Genomic DNA, 20,042 nt, shown 5'->3' with positions numbered 1-20,042 from the left:
GGCTGGCCGGGTGCCGGCCGCGAGGCGAGGTGGTGGGCCGTGTCCCAGGAAGTCAAGGTGGGGCTGGCGCTCGGCGGAGGGGTCGCCCGGGGCATCGCCCACGTGGGGGTGCTGCAGGCCCTGGAGGAGTCCGGCATCCCCATCCACATCGTCGCAGGGACCTCGGCGGGAAGCATCGTGGGAGCCCTCTACGCCGCCGGCCTCGACCCGTGGCTGCTGGAGCGGGTGGCGCGGGAGCTGAACTGGCGGGGGCTCGTCCGCCTCCGGCTCCGCCGCGACGGCCTCCTGGACGCCGAGGGCCTGGAACAGCTCCTGCGCGGCAACATCGGCGACCTCGAGTTCTCGCAGCTTCGCATCCCCTTCGCGGCGGTCGCGTGCGACCTCCTCACCGGGGAAGAGGTGGTCTTCCGCGAGGGCCGGGTGGCCCCGGCGGTGCGGGCCAGCGCCTCCATGCCCGGGGTGTTCCTGCCGGTGCGCATGGGGGCGCGGCTCCTGGTGGACGGGGGCATCGTCAACAACGTGCCCGTCTCGGTCTGCCGGGCCATGGGCGCCGACTACGTGATCGGCGTCGACCTGAACAGGCCCCGTGACCGGCTGAGGCCCCCCCGGAACCTGCTCCACATCCTCCTGTACACCCTGGCGCTCCTGCAGCGGCCGCAGATCGAGGCCAGTCTCGCGCAGGCGGACGTGGCGATCCGCCCCGACCTCAGCGAGTTCAGCGTGGTCGAGCTCGAGCGTGTGTCCGAGATGGTGGAGGCCGGACGCAGGGCCACCTTCGCCGCGGTCCCGCGCATCCGCGCCGACCTGGAGCGCCTCCGCGCCGGACGGGCCGCCACGCGCACGCTCTCTTGACACCCGGCCGTGCGCGCCTCACAATACGTCTACTGGGTAGCCGGGTGCGGCCGGACCGCGCCCCGCGGCCACACGGAAGCAGAGCGCGGGCACGAGGCTCGCTGGACTGGCGGCATTCGTTGGTGCGGAGAAGGAAATTCCGCCACCGGGACGAATCTATTGGCGGTTCGCCAGCCTCCAGGCCCACGTCTCCCAGGAGCGTGATCGAGCGATGGGTGTCCCGGACGAGCTGCGCGCGGACATGTCCGTCACCGACCTGGCGTACCACATCCTCAAGAACCGGGGCCGTGCCATCCACTTCAAGGAGCTCATCCAGGAGATCCTCAAGGTGAAGGCGATCCCGCTCGACAACCCCGGCCGGGTCATCGCCCAGATCCACACCGAGATCAACCTCGACTCGCGCTTCATCCACCAGGGCAACGGAGAATGGGGCCTGCGGGACTGGCAGCCGAAGGGCGGAACCAAGATCATCCGCATCCGCTCCGGATCTCCGGCTCCGCCGCGGCCGCGCCGGGAACTGATCCCGGAGGACGACGAACTGGGCCTGGAGGACGACGAGAACGGGCTGCAGGAGGACGAGGACGAGGAGAGCGAGGACGAGGGCCTGCTGGACTACGACGCGGAGGATTACGATACCGACGAGGACGAAGAGATGTGAGCCGTTGCCCGGTCCCCGACCCGCCGCTATAATGGGAGGGGCACCCTGTTGAAGACCCGACCGGTGGGGATCCCCCACCGGTCGTTTGCGTTACAGGCAGGGTCCCGGCGCGCGAGCAGGTGCGGGACGTTGCAAAACCTGAGTACCGGGTATGGGCCAGGCGCCGGACGGGAGGATCTCGTATGGCCAAGTTCGTGTTCGTGACAGGTGGCGTGGTTTCGGGTCTCGGCAAGGGCATCACGGCGGCCTCGCTCGGACGGCTCCTGAAGGCGCGCGGGTACCGGGTCACGGCGCTCAAGTTCGACCCCTACATCAACGTGGACCCGGGGACCATGAACCCCCTGCAGCACGGCGAGGTCTTCGTCACCGACGACGGCGCGGAGACGGATCTGGACCTGGGCCACTACGAACGCTTCATGGATGTCTCGCTGAGCAAGATCAACAACGTGACCACGGGGAAGGTCTACCAGGCGGTGATCGCCAAGGAGCGGCGCGGCGACTACCTGGGCAGCACCGTGCAGGTGATCCCCCACATCACGAACGAGATCAAGTCCCACATCCACCGGGTGGCGGAGGAGCTCGCCGCCGACGTGGTCATCATCGAGATCGGCGGCACGGTGGGCGACATCGAGAGCCTGCCGTTCCTCGAGGCGGCCCGCCAGTTCCGCCACGACGTGCCACGGGAAGACACGTGCTTTCTCCACGTGACGCTGGTGCCGTACATCGACGCGGCAGGCGAGCTGAAGACGAAGCCCACGCAGCACAGCGTGGCCACGCTGCGCAGCATCGGCATCCAGCCGGACGTCCTGATCTGCCGCTCCGAGCGGCCGATCCCCCGGGAGCTCCGCGAGAAGATCGCCCTGTTCACCGACGTGCCCGTCGAGGCGGTCATCCCGAACGTCGACCTGGACAGCATCTACCGCGTGCCCCTGGTGCTGGAGGAAGAGGGGCTGGCGCGGATCGTCCTGCGCCGGCTCAACCTCCCCGACCGCACCCCCGACCTGGACGGCTGGCGCGACCTCGTGGAGCGGGCCACCCGGCCCAGCCGGGAGGTCGACATCGCGCTCGTCGGCAAGTACGTCGCCCTCGAGGACGCGTACCTGAGCGTGGCCGAGGCCCTCGCCCACGCCGGCGCGGCCCACAGCGCCCGCGTGCGGATCCACTGGGTCGACTCCGAGCAGCTGGAGAACGGCGAGGGGCTCGAGGTGCGGGACCGGGTCCTCGCCGGGGTCGACGGGGTCCTGGTCCCGGGCGGGTTCGGCTACCGCGGCATCGAGGGGAAGATCCGGGCGATCCAGTACGCACGGGAGAACCGGGTACCCTTCTTCGGCATCTGCATGGGGCTGCAGAGCGCGGTCATCGAGTTCGCCCGGAACGTCCTGGGTATCCGCAAGGCGAACTCCACGGAATTCATCCCCGACTGCCCCGAGCCGGTGATCGACCTCATGGCCGCCCAGAAAGAAGTCACGAACCTGGGCGGGACCATGCGGCTCGGCCAGTACCTGTGCACGCTCGAGCCCGGCTCCCTCGCCCACCGGGCGTACGGCACGCTGGAGGTGTGGGAACGGCACCGCCACCGCTGGGAGGTCAACAACGCGTACGTCGACCGCCTCCGGGCCGCGGGCCTGCGCCCCGTCGGGCTCTGGCGGGAGGGCAACCTGGTGGAGGTCGTCGAGCTGGAGGGTCACCCGTGGTTCGTGGGCGTGCAGTTCCACCCCGAGCTGAAGTCCCGCCCCGAACGACCCCACCCGCTCTTCCGGGACTTCGTGGGCGCCGCGCTGGCCTACCGGGAGGCCCGCCTCGCCCGGTCGGTGGTGGCGGGCCCGGCCCGGGGTGACGGCTGAAGCGATGAAGGAGTACGTCTTCCGGGACCCGGTCCACGGGGACATCCCGGTCCGGGACCCCACGGTCCTGGCCCTGGTGGACGCGCCGGAGATGCAGCGGCTGCGCCGCATCCGGCAGCTGGGCACGTCCTTCATCTCGTATCCCGGGGCCGAGCACACCCGCTTTGCCCACTCCCTCGGCGTGTACCACCTGATGGGCCGGGCTCTCGACCTCCTGCAGGCCCGGGCGGGCGTCGCCCTCGAGCCGGAGGAACGGGCCCTGGGCGTGTGCGCCGCCCTGCTGCACGACGCCGGGCACGGCCCCTTCTCGCATCTCTTCGAGCGGCTCACCGGCCGGAGTCACGAGGCGTGGACGGAGCGGATCCTCACCTCGCCCTCCACGACCGTCCACCAGGTGCTGCGGGACCGGGATCCCACCTGGCCGGCCGCCATCGCTGACCTGCTGGCGGGCCGCGGCGGCCCCCCGCTCCTGCACGACCTCCTGTCCAGCCAGCTGGACGTCGACCGCATGGACTACCTCCTGCGGGACTCGCTCATGTGCGGGGTGAGCTACGGGCGCTTCGACCTCGACCGCCTGCTGTCGTGCCTCACCGCGGTGCCGGGCGAGGGCGGCCCCCGCCTCGCCGTGACCGCCAAGGGCCAGGGGGCCGCCGAGTCGTTCATCCTGGCCCGCTACTTCATGTACTGGAACGTGTATTTCCACAAGGCCACCCGGGCGGCCGAGGTGATCCTGTACGGCCTCCTGCGCCGGGCGTCGGACCTGGTGCGGGCCGGGGCCGCGCCCGACCCGCTGCCCGGGGCCCTGGCCGCGCTCCTGGCCGGGCGGGAGCCGGATCTGGCCGATTACCTGGCCCTCGACGAGGTGGACGTGCTGGCCGCGGTCAAGGCCTGGACCCGCGCCCCCGACCGGACCCTGGCCGACCTCAGCCGCCGCGTGCTGGAGCGCCGTCTCCTCAAGGCTCTCCCCCTGCGCGCGGCCCCCGACCCCGACCAGCTCCGGGCGGTGCGCGAGCGGGTGGCGAGCCTGGGCTTCCCGGACCCGGAGTACTACGTCCAGGTCGACCGCGCGGACAACGTGGCCTACAGCTATTACCTGAGCCCGGCGGCCGGGGGCGCGCAGCCCATCTGGATCGCCAGCGAGGAGCGGGGCAGGCTCCGGGTGGAGGAGATCTCCGCGCGCAGCGTGGTGCTCCAGGGCATCACGGAGCGCGCCGTGACCCGGCACGTCCTCTTCGTTCCCGCCGAGGCCCGGGAGGCCGTGCTCCCTCTCGTCCAGCGGCAGCTCCTCTTCGACCTGTGAGGCGCCCTCTCCCGCAAGAGCCGGCCCGCACGGGGCCGGCTCCTCCGTCGTACCCTGGTACCGGTGCCGCGTGGAATGGGCCGCGCAGGGCCCGTCCATGCTACCTACTGACGGCCTCCCGCCGGTTCCCAACCGGCAGCCCGGCCGGCGGGGCCGAGGGTGCGAAGGAGGGTGTGCATGAAGACCGCTGTGTTTATGGACTACGAGAATATCTACTGGAGCATGAAGCAGCAGTACGGCTCCGGACCGGATGTCGACCGCTTCATCGCCGGGGTTCGCGACCTGGCGGAGCACAAGCACGGGGGCGGACCCGTGTGTCTCATGCAGGCGTACGCCGACTTCGACCACGAGGAGTTCCGCGGCCTCCTGTCCGACCTGCAGCGCCGCAGCGTCGAGCCCCGGCACGTGTTTTCCAAGAACTACGAGGATGGTACCCGCAAGAACGCCGCCGACATCGAGATGAGCCTGGACGCCCTGGAGCTCATGTACACCCGGCCCGACATCGAGGTCTTCCTGCTCGTGTGCGGGGACCGGGACATGATCCAGGTGATCCGCAAGCTGCGCTCCCGGGGCAAGCTGGTGCACGTGGTCGCCGTCGAGCGCACGATGTCCAAGGACGTCATGTCGTTCGTCAACCACTTCACCACCATCGAGACGGTGCTCGGCCTCGTGCCGCCGCAGATGCACGACATGGAGATGATGATCCGGCGCCTCGACTCGGCCGAGTACGGCAAGCCGTTCGTCGGGCTGAAGTACTTCCTGCGGACGCTGTCCGGGTCGGAGATCGTCGACCGCAAGACGTACGAGCTCGTCAACCAGGCGATTTCCGAGGGAATCATCGAAACGTATAAGGTTCCCAACCCCAAGGATGAGCTGTTCCCCACCACCGCCTGCCGCCTGAACCGGTCGCACGAACTCGTCCGGCGGGTGCTGGGGAGCGTGGCGCCGGCCGGCGCCAAGAGCAGCGCCACGGCCTGACGGGCCGGCCAGGCCGGGTGCGGGAGCCGCGCGGGGGCGGCGGGGCCGATGAGCCCCGCCGCCCCCGCGCGTCTGGATTTGGCAGCGTTGCTTCAGGGCGGAAACCATCCGCTTTACACTAGACCGTTTTTACCAGATAATATCCACGTAGGCAGCAGTTCACCAGCAGGCCAGTTGCGGGCAAAAAAGGGGGCATTTCGAGTGCGGCGTTCCCTGCGCAAGATCGACGCACAGGAGGTGCAGTCCTACCCGGAGGAAGAACAGCTCTTCACCGTGCTGTCCCTGGAAGAAGCCCGGCGGCGCCTCCTTGAGCAGGGGCTCGACCCGGCCAGCTACTGCTTCTTCACCTGGATGCGCGAGGGGGTCCGCTACTACCGCGTCTGGGAGGACAAGAAGCTCAAGGAGGGGATCGTCAAGCCGGTCCCGTTCGGGCAGGTGGCGGCGCGGCTCAAGCGGGCCGACGCCGAGAAGCTGTACACGGCCGCCAAGCGCCACCGCCAGGGACAGTCGGCCCTGAGGTTCTGGGTGGAGGACGGGACGGTGCGCGTGGAGAACCGTATCACCGGTGCCGTCCACGCCGTGATCAGCGTGCCCATGGTGGGGGGGGACCTGCTCTTCGAGCAGGAGGGCACCACGCCGGGGGAGGCGTGGCGCACCGACCAGATCGCGCACTTCCTCAACGTCATCCTGGCCCGCGGTCTTTCGCCGGACAGGGCGTACGAAGAGGCGAGAGACCTCGTGAGCACCCAGTTATGAGTTGTGAGTTGTGAGTCGATGAGTGGGGGCCATGCGATGCAGCGCCGTTCTGCCGTTCGGTGGGCCGCCGTCACCCTGTTGGTGATCCTCAGCCTCGGCTTTGCGACGAACCTGCGGGCGGCGGGGTTGCCGGCGCCGGCCGCCACGCTCCAAGCGATCATCGGACTCGTCGAATCGTACTACCGGCGACCCGTGGCGGCGGATGACCTGTGGCGCGGCGCCATCCGGGGCGCCCTGGAGGAGCTGGGCGACCCGTACACGTCGTACATGGAACCGGACGAGTTCAAGGCGTTCCAGGACGACCTCGAGGGCCGGCTGGTCGGCATCGGGATAACGATCGAGGCCGTGGGGCGGTACATCACGGTCGTCTCGCCCATCAAGGGCTCACCGGCGGAGAAGGCGGGACTGAAGGCGGGCGACCGGATCCTCGAGGCCGACGGCGAGAGCCTCGTGGGCGTCTCCCCGTCGGAGGCGGCCGACCGGATCCGGGGCGAGGCGGGCACCCGCGTCACCCTCAAGATCGAGCGGCCGTCGGAGGGGCGCGTCTTCGAGGTGACGGTGACCCGGGCGCCCGTCCAGATACCGGCGGTCGAGGCGGAGCCGCTCGGGGGCGGGATCGGACTGATCCGCATTCATTCGTTCAGCGAGGTCATGCCGGAGCGCTTCGACGAGGCGTACCGGGAGCTGGCGGCCGCCGGCCTGCGGGGCCTGATCGTCGACCTGCGCAACAACCCCGGCGGGCTCCTGGACTCGGCGGTCGAACTGGCAGGCCGCTTCATCCGGCAGGGCGAACCGGTCGTCCGGGAGGTCGGCCAGGACGGCCGCCAGGAGGTGCTGCGATCCCGGGGCGCCCGCGAGCCCGTCCGGGTGCCGGTGGTGGTGCTGGTGAACGAGGGGTCGGCCTCGGCCTCGGAGATCTTCGCCGGGGCCCTCCAGGACTACGGGATCGCCACCCTCGTGGGTACGCGCACCTTCGGCAAGGGCAGCATCCAGCGGCTCTTCGACGTTCCGGGGGGCGGGGTCCTGAAGCTCACCGTGGCCGAGTACCGCACCCCGAAGGGCCGGGTGGTCGACGGGCAGGGGCTCGTGCCCGACGTCGAGGTGAAACCCCTGCAGCCTGATCCGGAGCGCACCCGGCCGCTCACCTTCACCCGGGTGCTCGGCCGCCGGGTCGTGGGCCTCGACGTGCTGGCGGTGCAGCAGCGCCTGAACGACCTCGGTTTCCCCCGGATCGCCGAGGACGGCGTGTACGGGCCGGCGACGGAGGCGGCGGTGCGGGCCTTCCAGCAGGCAGCCGGCCTGCCCGTGACCGGTACGGTCGACGAGGCGACACTCCGGGCCCTGGAGGGCCGCGTGGCCCAGTACGCCCACGACCTGGCCGCCCGGGACGTGCAGAAGGAGAAGGCCGTGGAGATCCTGCGCCAGAAGATCGCCGGGTCGGCCGCCTGAGGGACCGGGTTTCGAAAAGGAGTCATAGCGGAGGATACCGAATTTCCCCGTATCCCTGCGGGTCCGGGGCGTACCCTCCGCTTCTTCCTCGCGGCCGCCGCGGCCGCGCCCGGAAACCGGGCAGGGGGGCGGGCGCCTGGCGTATGCTGGGGAAAAGGGGGCGAGCCAGTGGACAGACGGCAGAAGGGATTCAAGCAGCTGCTGCGGACCGTGAGCCAGAACTGGCGCGCCATCGTGTTCTGGACCCTGGCGGTGGCGCTCGTCCTCTGGAACTGGCAGGACTGGGTGGTGGAGCGCCAGGATACGCTGCTCCGTATCCTGATGATCCTCCTCCAGATCTTCTACGTCATGTTCCTCATGGTGATCCAGTTCGTGGCCATCTTCTGGTTCCTCGGCCACGGCCGAGTGTACTGGATCGACCCGGGGGAGACGGGGGTCACCTTCGACGACTACAAGGGCAACAAGGAAGTCCTCGAGCTCGCCCGCCGCATCGTCACCCTGCTGCGGGGCGTCAAGCAGTTCAAGCAGATGGGGGGCGAGGTTTCCCGGGGCATGCTCCTGATCGGCCCGCCAGGGACCGGGAAGAGCTACCTGGCCCAGTGCATCGCCACGGAGGCCGGGGTGCCGTTCTGCTATGCCAGCGCGCCGAGCTTCCAGAACATGTTCTTCGGCGTGTCGAACCTGATCGTGATGAACGTCTACCGGGTCGCCCGCAAGAAGGCGGCGAAGTACGGCGCGGCGATCGTGTTCATCGACGAGATCGACGCGATCGGCATGCGGCGCCAGGGCCCGGGAGGCCTGGCCGGCGCGGGCGGCGGGTTCTTCTGGGGCGGTATGGGCCTGCTGAACGAGCTGCTCCTCCAGATGGACCCGCCCAACACGGACCGCAGCCTCTTCCGCAAGTTCCTGCGCAAGCTGGGGCTGCGGCCCCGGCCGAGTGAGCGGCCGGTCGTCTTCACCATCGCGGCCACGAACATCCCGGAGGTCCTCGACCCCGCGCTCCTGCGGCCCGGCCGCTTCGACTGGAAGGTGATCGTCGACCGGCCGGACTTCGACGGGCGGAAGGAGATCATCGAGTACTACCTGTCCAAGGTCAAGCACGTCCCGGACATGCCGATCGACCGCATGGCGTCCGACACCATCGGCTACTCCCCCGTCCAGATCAAGCACGTGATCAACGAGGCCGTCGTGATCGCCCACTTCGACGGGCGGGACGCCATCACGTACCAGGACTTCGCGCGGGCCCGGGAGGTGGAGGAGTGGGGGCTCCGGCAGCCGATCCGGAGCATGTCGCCCGAGGACAAGCGGCGCCTCGCCTACCACGAGGCCGGCCACGCCGTGGCGATGTACCTCCTGCAGCCCGACAAGCCCCCGATCAAGGCGACCATCATCCGCCACGAGCGGTTCCTGGGGGCCGTCCAGGCCAAGCCCCTGCAGGAGCGGCACACCCAGACGCGCGAGGAGCTCCTGGCGGACATCCAGATCTCCCTGGCCAGCCGGGCCGCCGAGCGCCTGTTCCTCGGTACGGAGATGACCGGGGTCTACGGCGACCTCCAGCAGGCGACCGCGGCGGCCGCCGCCTACCTCGGGTGGTTCGGCATGGGCGGCAGCTTCTACTCGTACGCCACCTTCGGCCAGACGGTGCCGGACGCCCAGCTGCGGGAGCAGATCGACAAGCTGCTGAACGAGCAGTACGAGAAGGTCGCCCGGCTCCTCCAGGAGCACCGCGACGCCGTCGAGGCGATCGCCCGCGGCCTCCTGGAGCGCGAGGAACTGGACCGGGACGAGATCCGGGACCTCATCGAGAGCCACGCGCCGCGGGTGCCGGCGCGCGAGGCGGCGTTCCGGGGGTCGCCGGCCGGCTCCGGGCTTGCCTGAACCGGAGCCGCCTGGGCAGGGATCGCGGGGACCGGTCCGGGGCAGCTCCCGGGCCGGCCTCCTTGCGCGGGCCGGGCGCTGGAACCGGTCCCCCCCGCCCGCCCGTCAAACAGCATGGGTTTTCTCCGATCCGCACGGGAACAGCGCCACCGGAGAGGGGGAACAGGCTTGTCAGGCCGGGACGGACGGCACGCGCCGGGGCTCCGGGTCCTGGGCGGCGTGATCGCGGCGGCGACCGCGCTCGCCGCCGGCGCGGGCGTCAGGACGTTCCCGGACCTCGACGGCCACTGGGCGCGCCCTGCCGTCACCGCGCTGGCGGCCCGCGGGCAGGTCAGCGGATTCCCGGACGGCACCTTCCGGCCCGAGGCGCCCGTGACCCGGGCCGAGTTCACGAAGCTCCTCGTGCTGGCGACGGGGGCGGGGGCCGGGCTGCCGGCCGGGCAGCCGCCCTTCTCGCGCTTCCCGGACGTGCGCGGCCACTGGGCACAGGGCTACGTCGAGGCGGCGGCCGAGTCAGGGCTGGTCATGGGCTACTCGGACGGCCTGTTCCGTCCGGACGGGCGGATCACCCGCCAGGAGGCCATCGTCGTCGCGGCGCGGGCGCTGGGCCTGGAGGCGCCCGGGGATCGGGCCCTGCCGTTCCCGGACTCGGCCGGGGTCGCCGAATGGGCCCGCGGCCCCATCGCGGCGGCGGAGGCGGCCGGGCTCCTGCGCGGCCTCGTCGGGGAGCGCCTCGACCCCCTGCGCCCCGCCACGCGGGCCGAGGCCGCGGTGCTGACCGCCCGGGTGGCGGCCCGCGCCGGGGGGCTGTACGACCTCACCGGCGAGGTGCGCGGCTGGGACGCCCGGACCCGGACCCTGACCCTGCGGACGCCGGCGGACGAGACCCGCCGGCTCGAGGTGGCCCCGGACGCCTGGATCTTCCGCAACGGCGAGCCGGCCTCCGACTTCCGGACGCTCGACCAGGTCTGGGTGCTGCTCGATCCCGCCGGCCGGGTCGGGTTCGCGGAGGCGCGCTACGAGGACCTCCTCGGCACGCAGGCCGTCTTCCGGGACGGGGCCGTCCAGATCGCCGAGGAAGGGGCGGGCCGGGTGCGGCAGGTGCCGGTCGGGCCAGGCACCCGGGTCTTCGTCAACGGCCGCCCCGCCGAGGCGGCGCAGGTGGACGGGGCGCAGCTCGTGTACGTGGTGCTCGACCCGGCGAGCGGCGAGGCCCGGGTGGTCGACGCGGTGCGCTACAACCACCGCGGGCGCATCGCCCGGGTCGACCGGGCGACGCAGCGCGTGTGGCTGCTCGAGGAGGGACCGGTGGCCCTGCGGGTGCCGCCGGACGCCCTCCTCTACCAGGACGGCCGTCCGGTACAGCTGGAGCGTCTTCACATCGGCGAGACGGCCGTGGCCTTGGCGGAAGGCGATCTCCTCCGCTTCCTCCAGGTGGAGCCGCCTGCCGGGAATGCGCCGGCGGAGGGCAGCGGGGCCGGAGCGGAGAGACAGTAGAAGCGGCAGGAGGGGGGAGGACGCGTGCGGGTGCGCTCTGCGGTGGCCCTGGGCCTCAGCCTGGCGTTCCTGGCGGCCGGATGCCTGCCGCAGCGACCTGCCCCGGGTCTCGGGGCGGGGACGGAGCCATTCGCGCGGGCCCCCGCCGCCTCCCCCCTGCCGGCCTTTCCCGGGCAGGAGGTGCAGGCGTCCCGCGCGCCGGCCGCGGCACCCGAGGCCGGCGGCGCCGGCGGAGGCCGCCTCCTGGCGGTCCCGCCGCCCGTGGCGGCCGCGGAGGCCGAAGCGGTCAGGACGGGCAAAGAGCGGGTCCCCGTGGACGTCATCCTCCGGTCCGGCGAGGACCTCGGGCGGCTCGAGGCCGAGATCCGGGCGCTCGGGGGCGAGGTGCGCTACCGCAGCGAGCGGATGCGGTACCTCCAGGCCGAGCTGCCACCGGGGGGGGCCGAGCGGCTCCTGCGCGTCGCGGCGGTCGAGCGCATGGGCACCGACGTGGCCCTGCAGGTGCGCACCGGCGCCGTTCGGGACGTCCTGCCGGACCAGGCCCTGCGCGGCTTCGAGCTGAACCGGCGCGCCATCTCGCTGCCGGCGCTGCGGAGCGAGACCGGGGCGACGGGCGAGGGCGTCACCATCGCCATCATCGATACCGGCGTTGACCCCTCCCACCCGGACCTGCAGACGACCCCGTCCGGGGCGCCGAAGATCGTCGACTGGGTCGACCTCACCGGCGAGGGAGACGTCTGGACCCGCACCGAACTCCGGCCGGGGCCCCGGGCCAGGGTCGGGGACGAGGAGTTCGGCATCGCCGGCATCCGCTCCCTGAGCGGCCGGCTGTGGTTCGGCTACATGCAGGAAAGCCAGGTCCAGGGCGCCGACCTGGACCACAACGGCCAGGCGACCGACCGTTACGGGGTGCTCGTCGCTGACCCCGTCACGGCGGGCCGGTACGACACCGTCTACGTGGACACGGACCGGGACCACGACTTCACGGACGAGGTCCCGCTCCGGCTCTACCGCGCCGGCCGCCAGGTCGCCCGCTTCGGCCCGCCGCTGCCGCCGGGGGCGGCCGACGTGCGCACGCCCTTCGTGGTGGCTTACGTGGCGGCGGACGGCCAGAAGGTGACGCTCGGCTTCGACGGCAACGGCCACGGCACGCACGTGGCCGGGATCGCTGCCGCGTGGGGCCCCGGGGGCATGGAGGGGATCGCCCCCGGTGCACGACTCCTGGTCATCAAGACCCAGAACTCGGCCGGCGGGGGCACGTGGTACACCCTTGCCTACGCCATGATCTACGCGGCGGAAGCTGGCGCCCAGGTGATCAACCTGAGCCTGCGCGACGTGGACCTGGCCGCGGCGGGCACGGGTACGGGCTGGCTCAACGACTTCGTCGAGCAGTACAAGGTGCTGGTCACCCTGGCCACCGGCAACGGCGGCCCGGGGCTCTCGGCCGCCAGCGTCAGCGCGCCGGGAGACCCGAACCGGGTTCTCACCGTGGGCGGCTACTACTCCCCGGAGATGTGGCAGCGGGATCACGGCTACCGCCTGCCCCGGGAGGGCGTGTGGCTGGAAGGCGGGGTCGGGCCGCGGTACGACGGCAGCCTGGCGCCGTCCCTGCTCGCGCCCCACGGGGCGCCGTCGACGGTGCCGGCCTGGCGCTCCCCCTCCGGTTACGGGATCGATACCGGCAGCAGCATGGCGGTCCCGCACGTGTCCGGCGCGGCGGCGCTCCTGCTCGAGGCGGCCCGCCGCCACGGGCGTCCGGCGGACTACCTCACGATCCAGCGCGCGCTCGAGGTCGGCGCCCGGCCGCTGGACGGGTACGCCCCCTTCGAGCAGGGCCACGGGGTCCTGAACGTCATGCTGGCGTGGCGGGCCCTCGAGCGCCTCGAGCCCGCCCTGCCGCTGGTGGTCGCCGGCCCCCAGGGCGGCCCCGGGCTCCTGGCCCGCGCCCAGCGGCTGGGGACGGCCGAGTTCGAGATCGTCAACCGGGGCGCCGGCGCCCGGGTGGACGTGGTGGCGGGGGCCCCGTGGGTGCAGCCGGAGGCGCGGAGCCTCGTCCTGCCCGCCGGCGCCTACCGGACCCTCCGCGTGCGCTACGCCGTCCCCCGGGAGCCCGGGGTGCACAGCGCCCTGGTCCAGCTCCGGGTTCCCGGCCGCTACGGGTTCGAGCAGGAGATCCTCAGCACGTTCGTCGTGCCCTTCACCTTCGGGGATGGCCAGCCGGTCGAGCTCCGGCGGACGGGGCTCCTGCCGGGTGAGCACCGCCGGGACTTCTTCGAGGTACCGCCGGGAACCGCACGCCTCCGGGTCCGGGTCGAGGTGCCCGAGGGCGCGCAGCCCGGGCGGGTGAACGCCTACCTGTACCGCCCCGACGGGCAGCTCTTCGCGCTGGAGCCGGGCGTGGGCACCGCGGCCGCCGCGCGGGCAACCGGGACAGCCGGTGCCGCGCCGGGCAGGCCGGCCGGGGCCGAGGTGGCTGTCGAGGCGCCGCTGCCGGGCGTCTGGGAGCTCCTGGTGATCGCCGACCCGGAGCTGGCCCGCGACCGGCCCGACGCCCGGGTGGACTACGCCGTGCGGGTCGCGGTGGAGGGCGTGATGGCGGCGGCCCCGGTCGAGGCGGGCGGGGACGGCCAGCTCCGCCCGGGGCCCCTGGTGCTCGCCTTCCCCCGGGGCGGCGAGAAGGTGACGGTGCCGCTCACGGTCCGCTCCACCCTCGGCTCCTTCACCGGACAGGCGGTGATCTCCGATCTCCGGCCCGTGGACGATTCCCGACCGCCCCGGGTGTACACCCGCACCGGGCGGGTGGACGCCTTCACCCTGGACGCCCCGGTGCCGCTGGCGCGGCTGCAGGTGCAGTCCACCCGTCCGGTGGGCGCCCGTTACGGGCTCCGCCTCCGGGTGTACAACGAGGCGACCCAGCGCTTCGAGGACTTCCGGGTGGCCCCGGTGGCGGAGACGGACGTGCGGGTGCTGGAGGCGCACGACCTGCCGCCGGGCCGCTACGAGGTGTACGTCGACGCGGACGGCGGCGACCCGCGGTTCGAGTACGGACGGGCCTTCTTCTACCCCGGCCCCGGTGCCTCGGCGGCCGATCCGCCCCGGCCGCACGGGCCGGGCGAGACGTGGTCCGTGAACGTGGAGCTGACGCTCCCTGCCGAGCCCGGGCGCTACGTGGGCCATCTCCTCCTGCGTGACGTCCCGGCGGGGCGCACCCTCGCCTGGCTGCCGGTCGAGGTCTCGGTGGGCGAGCGCCCGCTGGCCGTGCGGCCCCGCAGCCCGGACCTGGTGGCCGGCCGGCCCGGCTTCATCGCCTTCGACCTGATCGCCCCCGAGGGGGGCGAGGTGCCCGACGGCCCCGTGCGGGTCGACGGCGTGCTGTACCGGACCCGGGCGGGCGAGGTCCGGGTCCCGTTCACGGCGCCGGACCGGGCGTTCGACGTGGACGTGGCGGTCGACCTGCCGGGCTTCCGGCCCTTCCGGGCCACGTACCGCCTGTGGGCGCAGGGCCGCCCGGGCGGGGTGCCGGCGGGGCCGCCCGGACCCGTGCACGACCTCTGGCGGGAGAAGGTGAAGCATCTCCTGGGCCTGAGAGGGTAAGCTCGGTAGTAGGCGCGGGCCGCAATTCGCGCCGGCCGCCGCCGGGGAGGAGGAGATCGCCGTCCGGGCCGAGAACTTCCTGTTCCACAACGCGCGGCGCACGGCCTCAGGATCGGCCGCCCGGAGGAGGTCGCGCCCATGCTGGTTCCGGCCCGGGTCGGGCTGGCCCTCCGCTGTCCGCGGTGCGGGAAGACCGCCGTTCACGAGCTGTCCCTGTTCGAGCTGTCGGGCAATCCCTCGGTCCGGCTCGACTGCTCGTGCGGCCAGCACCAGGCCACCCTTTCCCGGCGGAGGGGGCGGCTGGTGCTGCAGGTCCCGTGCTTCCTCTGCGACGGGCTCCACCACCTCCCGTTCCGCCCGGGGCGGTTCTGGCAGGGCGCGCCGCAGGCCGTCGTCTGCCAGGAGACCGGGCTGCACCTGGGGACGGTGGGCTCGCCGGAGCTCGCCAGGGAGTTCGCCGATCCGGCCCCGGCGTACGGCTCCGTCGACCCGGGCGTGCTCGGCGACTACTTCGTCAACCCCGAGGTCATGTACGAGGTCCTCGCCGCCGTGCACGAACTCGACGAGGCGGGGCGGCTGCGGTGCCGGTGCGGCAACGCCCACATCGACTACGAGCTGCAGCCTGACCGCCTCGACCTGGTCTGTCCCCGTTGCGGCTCCCGCCGCAGCCTGGGCGCCGCCACCGAGGCCGACGTGTCCCGGGCGCGCCGCGCCCGCCGGCTGGAGGTGGGGGCGCCGAGCTCCCGCCCGGGCGACGGGCGCCCCTGAGGCGCCGGGGCCGGGCGGGGCCGAACGAAGGGAGTGAAGGGTCCGGGTGAAGCTCTTCATCGACACCGCCAACGTGGACGAGATCCGGGAGGTCGCCTCCTGGGGCGTGCTGGCCGGGGTGACGACGAACCCCTCGCTGGTCGCCCGGGAGGGCCGGGACTTCCGCTCGGTGCTGCGGGAGATCGTGTCGATCGTGGACGGCCCCGTCAGCGCCGAGGTCGTGAGCACCCGCGCGGCGGAGATGGTCGAGGAGGCCCTGCCCCTGGCGGCCATCCACCCGAACATCGTGATCAAGGTGCCGGTGACGGCCGAGGGGCTCAAGGCCACCCACGAACTGGCCCGCCGCGGCATCCGGACGAACGTCACCCTCGTCTTCAACCCGAATCAGGCCCTCCTGGCCGCCCGGGCCGGGGCCGCGTTCGTGAGCCCCTTCGTGGGGCGGCTGGACGACGTGGGCCACGACGGCGTGCAGGTGGTCCGCGACACGGTGGAGATCTTCCGGAAGCACGGGATCGCGACCGAGGTCATCGCCGCCTCGATCCGCCACCCCATGCACCTGGTGGAGGCCGCCCGGGCGGGTGCCCACATCGCCACCAGCCCGTACAAGGTGTTGCAGGCGGCGCTCCAGCACCCGCTCACCGACAAGGGCCTCGAGCGGTTCCTGAAGGACTGGGAGGCGGCCCGCGAGGCCGTCGCCGGGGGCGCGGCTCCCGCCCGGACCTGACCGTTCCCCCCGGGAGGGGTCGTACAAGCCGCAAGCCGGTGCCCTGCCGGTCAGGCCGGCAGGGCACCGGCTGTCTGCTTTCGCCGCAGGGGGCGCTCCCCCGGGTGCGACCGGTGCTAAAATGAAGTGGAACCGGTAAACTCCCCCGGGGGGCGAGGCCACGTGGAGCGGGAGCTGGCCCTGGAGTTCGTGCGGGTGACCGAGGCGGCGGCCATCGCCTGTGCCCGCTGGATGGGGCGCGGGGACAAGAACCGGGCCGACCAGCTGGCGGTCGACGCCATGCGGGCGGCCTTCGACACCGTCTCCATCAGCGGCGTGGTCGTCATCGGCGAGGGCGAGATGGACGAGGCCCCGATGCTCTACATCGGGGAGCACGTGGGGGCGGGCGGGGTCGAACTCGACGTCGCGGTCGACCCCGTGGAGGGCACGAACCTGGTGGCGAAGGGCCTGAACGGATCGATCGCCGTGGTGGCGGCCGCGCCCCGGGGCCAGCTCCTGCATGCGCCGGACATGTACATGGAGAAGATCGCCGTGGGCCCGCAGGCGGCCGGGTGCATCGACATCACGGCCTCGGTGTCCGCGAACCTCAAGTGGGTGGCCCGGGCCAAGGGCATGGACGTGTCGGACCTCACCGTGGTGATCCTCGACCGCGACCGGCACCGGAAGATCATCCAGGAGGTCCGGGAGGCGGGCGCGCGGATCAAGCTCATCTCGGACGGCGACGTGGCGCCGGCGGTGGCGGCCTGCATCGAGAACACCGGCGTCGACATGCTGCTGGGCATCGGCGGCGCGCCCGAGGGCGTGCTGGCGGCCGCGGCGGTCAAGGCGATGGGCGGCGACATGCAGGCCCGCCTGGTCCCTTCCAACGAGGAGGAGTGGGAACGGGTCCGGCAGATGGGGCTCGACGACCCGACGCGGGTCCTGACCCTGAACGACCTCGTGAGGGGCGACGACGTGATCTTCGCCGCCACCGGCATCACGGACGGCGACCTGCTGCGGGGCGTGCGCTACTACGGCGAGGGGCTCCGGGCCCGGACGCACTCCGTGGTCATGCGGTCGCGGACGGGCACGATCCGCTTCATCGAGGCGGTCCACCGGCTGGACCGCAAGCCCGTGTACGCGCGGGGGGCCGTGCGGCCGGCGGAGTGAAGGGCGGATACGCAGCAGCCCGGCTGGCCAATCTCGAAGAGTAGGGCGGCGCCTCCAGAGCCGCCACTCCTTCGAGAGGTGACCGGTCCTTGAGCATGTCCGAACTGGCGGCCATGCCGCTCGAGGAGCTCCAGAACGTGGCCCGCGGGCTGTCGATCGCCCGGTCCCACACGCTCCGGAAGCGGGAGCTCATCTGGGAGATCATGAAGGCCCGCGCGCAGCGGGAAGGCCTGGCCTTCGTCGAGGGCACCCTGGAGATCCTGGCCGAGGGGTACGGCTTCCTGCGCCCGCTGGGTTACTTGCCGAGCTCCGAGGACATCTACGTCTCCCCCTCCCAGATCCGGCGCTTCGATCTGCGCACCGGCGACCTCGTCTCCGGCACGGCCCGCCTCCCCCGGGAGGGGGAGCGGAACTACGCCCTCCTGCGGGTCGAGAGCGTGAACGGCGCGCCGCCGGAAAGCTGCTGCGAGCGGGTCCCCTTCGACAACCTGACCCCGGTCTTCCCGCGCCGGCGGCTACGCCTGGAGGGCGGCCCCACCGAGGTCTCGACGCGGATCCTGGACCTCTTCGCCCCCATCGGCCTGGGCCAGCGTGGGCTCATCGTGTCCCCGCCCAAGGCCGGCAAGACCATCCTGCTCAAGCAGATCGCCAGCGCCATCACGCGCAACCACCCGGACGTGCACCTCATGGTCCTGCTCATCGACGAGCGGCCGGAAGAGGTCACCGACATGCAGCGCTCGGTGAAGGGGGAGGTGGTCAGCTCCACCTTCGACGAGCACCCCGAGATGCACACCCGGGTGGCCGAACTGGTGCTGGAGCGCGCCAAGCGCCTCGTGGAGCAGAAGAAGGACGTGGTCATCCTTCTCGACAGCATCACGCGCCTTGCGCGCGCCTACAACCTGGTCCTGCCCCCGAGCGGGCGCACGCTCTCCGGCGGCATGGACCCGACCGCCTTCCACCGGCCCAAGCGGTTCTTCGGGGCGGCCCGGGCTCTGGAGGAAGGCGGCAGCCTGACCATCCTGGCGACGGCGCTGGTGGACACCGGCAGCCGGCTCGACGACGTGGTGTACGAGGAGTTCAAGGGCACCGGCAACATGGAGGTGCACCTGGACCGCAAGCTCGCCGAGCGCCGGCTCTTCCCGGCCATCGACATCAAGCGCTCCGGCACCCGCAAGGAGGAGCTCCTCCTGGAGCCCGACGAGCTCGAGGTGATGTGGCAGCTTCGGCGGGCGCTGGCCCCCCTCGGCAACGTCGAGGCCGCGGAGTGGCTCCTCACCCGCATGAGCAAGACCAGGGACAACCGCGAGTTCCTGCAGGTGACCGGCGCCGAGCTCCAGTAGGGCATACTCGTCCCCCCTCGCCGCATACCTTCGGGCGGGAGGCGTTCCGGCGCCGGCGCGGCGGCCCCCGGCCTGTCTCTGCCGGGCCGGCGCGGCGCCTCCCGGGGGGCGGTGAGACCGGGTGGATCGGGAAGCCTGGAAGCGGCTCGGGCTCCTGGCGCTCGGGTGCATGCTGAGTTTCACTCTGGGCTGGCGCCGGCAGGCCGCCGCCGACCGCGCCTTCCCGGGCGAACCGGCCGCCGCCGCCCTGGCGCCCCTTCCCCTCGGGGTCGGGGGACCCGACGTCGGGCCGCAGAGGAGCGGGGGGGCGGAGGCGCCCACGGGTCCCGCCGGCGGCGGGGCAGGTGGCCAGGGCCCTGCGGCGGCTGCCGCGGGCGCCGGCGTCCCCGGCGACGGGCCCCCTCCCGGCCGTCCGGCCACCTACACGGTCCGGACGGGCGACACGCTGGGCGCGATCGCCCGCCGCCTCGGGGTGAAGGTCGAAGCCCTCCGGGTCGCGAACGGCCTGACCGGCGACACGATCTTCCCGGGACAGGTGCTCACGGTTCCCGGCGAACGCCCCACCGAGCACGTGGTCCGCGCCGGGGACACCGCCTGGGACATCGCCCGGCTCTACGGCATCACGCTGGAGGAACTCGCCGCCGTGAACCCCGACCTGGAGGACCTGGGCCTCCTCCAGGTCGGACAGGCCCTGCGCCTTCCTGCCGGGGCGCGGTGGCAGGGCGAGGAGGCCGCCCCGGACGTCCGGATCGCTCCGGACGCCCGGTTCGTGTGGCCCGCCTCCGGCCCCATCTCCTCCCCCTACGGCCCGCGCTGGGGCCGATTCCACTCGGGCATCGACATCGCCGCCAACGCCGGGGACCCCATCCTGGCCGCACGGGCCGGTGTGGTCGACCTGGCTGGCTGGGTGGGAGGGTACGGGAACACGGTCATCCTGCGCCATGCCGACGGGTCCCGTACCCTCTACGCCCATTCCTCGCGCGTCCTGGTCCGGCCGGGCGACCGGGTCCGTCAGGGCCAGGTGATCGCCCGGGTGGGGTCGACCGGCCGCAGCACCGGGCCGCACCTGCACTTCGAGCTCATTGCCGGGCGCCCCGTCGACCCCATGCGCTACCTGCCCCGCCGCGGCGGGTGAGCCGGGCGTGACCTGAACGGTCGCGCCCCGAGTTGTCCACAATATCCACAGGGGGATGTCAATAAATTTTGCCGCCTGTGACCGGTGCGAACCCCCCACCGGTTCGGTGCAAAAGCGTTA

The 20,042-nt window shown here is 72.5% G+C and carries 15 protein-coding genes; all 15 read left to right on the top strand.

Going from position 1 to position 20,042, the window contains the following annotated elements; translation table 11 throughout:
- Window positions 1-39: 39 nt before the first annotated feature.
- The 15 genes from caldi_RS14285 (at window position 40) to caldi_RS14215 (ending at window position 19,922) form a co-directional block, all read left to right on the top strand.
- Window positions 40-852 carry a patatin-like phospholipase family protein gene (locus caldi_RS14285; RefSeq protein ID WP_264842428.1) on the top strand — a complete coding sequence of 271 codons (813 nt, stop codon included), beginning with the start codon at window positions 40-42 and terminating at the stop codon, window positions 850-852.
- Between the two features lie 211 nt (window positions 853-1,063).
- Window positions 1,064-1,510 (top strand): DNA-directed RNA polymerase subunit delta, encoded by a 447-nt coding sequence (gene rpoE / locus caldi_RS14280; protein ID WP_264842427.1) that lies wholly within the window; start codon window positions 1,064-1,066, stop codon window positions 1,508-1,510.
- A 182-nt stretch (window positions 1,511-1,692) separates the two neighbouring features.
- Window positions 1,693-3,354, top strand: a complete 1,662-nt coding sequence (locus tag caldi_RS14275; RefSeq protein WP_264842426.1) for a CTP synthase — start codon at window positions 1,693-1,695, stop codon at window positions 3,352-3,354.
- A 4-nt stretch (window positions 3,355-3,358) separates the two neighbouring features.
- Window positions 3,359-4,654 carry an HD domain-containing protein gene (locus caldi_RS14270; RefSeq protein WP_264842425.1) on the top strand — a complete coding sequence of 432 codons (1,296 nt, stop codon included), beginning with the start codon at window positions 3,359-3,361 and terminating at the stop codon, window positions 4,652-4,654.
- A gap of 177 nt (window positions 4,655-4,831) precedes the next feature.
- Window positions 4,832-5,632: an NYN domain-containing protein gene (locus tag caldi_RS14265; RefSeq protein ID WP_264842424.1), complete on the top strand. Its 801-nt coding sequence runs from the start codon at window positions 4,832-4,834 to the stop codon at window positions 5,630-5,632.
- A gap of 201 nt (window positions 5,633-5,833) precedes the next feature.
- Window positions 5,834-6,388, top strand: coding sequence for a hypothetical protein (locus caldi_RS14260; RefSeq protein ID WP_264842423.1), 555 nt, complete (start codon window positions 5,834-5,836; stop codon window positions 6,386-6,388).
- 36 nt (window positions 6,389-6,424) lie between these two features.
- Complete coding sequence (locus caldi_RS14255) at window positions 6,425-7,837, top strand: S41 family peptidase (RefSeq protein WP_264842422.1); 1,413 nt, start codon at window positions 6,425-6,427, stop codon at window positions 7,835-7,837.
- Window positions 7,838-8,005: 168 nt separating this feature from the next.
- Window positions 8,006-9,715 (top strand): AAA family ATPase, encoded by a 1,710-nt coding sequence (locus caldi_RS14250; RefSeq protein ID WP_264842420.1) that lies wholly within the window; start codon window positions 8,006-8,008, stop codon window positions 9,713-9,715.
- 168 nt (window positions 9,716-9,883) lie between these two features.
- Entirely contained in the window at window positions 9,884-11,212 is a 1,329-nt protein-coding gene (locus caldi_RS14245; protein WP_264842419.1) for an S-layer homology domain-containing protein, read from the top strand.
- A 24-nt stretch (window positions 11,213-11,236) separates the two neighbouring features.
- Window positions 11,237-14,806: a S8 family serine peptidase gene (locus caldi_RS14240; protein ID WP_264842418.1), complete on the top strand. Its 3,570-nt coding sequence runs from the start codon at window positions 11,237-11,239 to the stop codon at window positions 14,804-14,806.
- 138 nt (window positions 14,807-14,944) lie between these two features.
- Window positions 14,945-15,574 (top strand): hypothetical protein, encoded by a 630-nt coding sequence (locus tag caldi_RS14235; protein ID WP_264842417.1) that lies wholly within the window; start codon window positions 14,945-14,947, stop codon window positions 15,572-15,574.
- Between the two features lie 46 nt (window positions 15,575-15,620).
- Complete coding sequence (gene fsa, locus caldi_RS14230) at window positions 15,621-16,298, top strand: fructose-6-phosphate aldolase (RefSeq protein ID WP_264842416.1); 678 nt, start codon at window positions 15,621-15,623, stop codon at window positions 16,296-16,298.
- 162 nt (window positions 16,299-16,460) lie between these two features.
- Complete coding sequence (gene glpX, locus caldi_RS14225) at window positions 16,461-17,447, top strand: class II fructose-bisphosphatase (RefSeq protein WP_264842415.1); 987 nt, start codon at window positions 16,461-16,463, stop codon at window positions 17,445-17,447.
- A gap of 95 nt (window positions 17,448-17,542) precedes the next feature.
- Window positions 17,543-18,787: a transcription termination factor Rho gene (rho, locus tag caldi_RS14220; protein WP_319951826.1), complete on the top strand. Its 1,245-nt coding sequence runs from the start codon at window positions 17,543-17,545 to the stop codon at window positions 18,785-18,787.
- A 121-nt stretch (window positions 18,788-18,908) separates the two neighbouring features.
- Entirely contained in the window at window positions 18,909-19,922 is a 1,014-nt protein-coding gene (locus caldi_RS14215; RefSeq protein WP_264842413.1) for a peptidoglycan DD-metalloendopeptidase family protein, read from the top strand.
- Window positions 19,923-20,042 lie beyond the last annotated feature (120 nt).

The organism is Caldinitratiruptor microaerophilus (assembly GCF_025999835.1).
In the GTDB taxonomy this organism is placed as follows: Bacteria; Bacillota; Sulfobacillia; order Symbiobacteriales; family ZC4RG38; genus Caldinitratiruptor; species Caldinitratiruptor microaerophilus.
The sequence above is the reverse complement of the archived record's forward strand: the minus strand, read 5'-3'. Positions and strand labels throughout refer to the sequence as shown.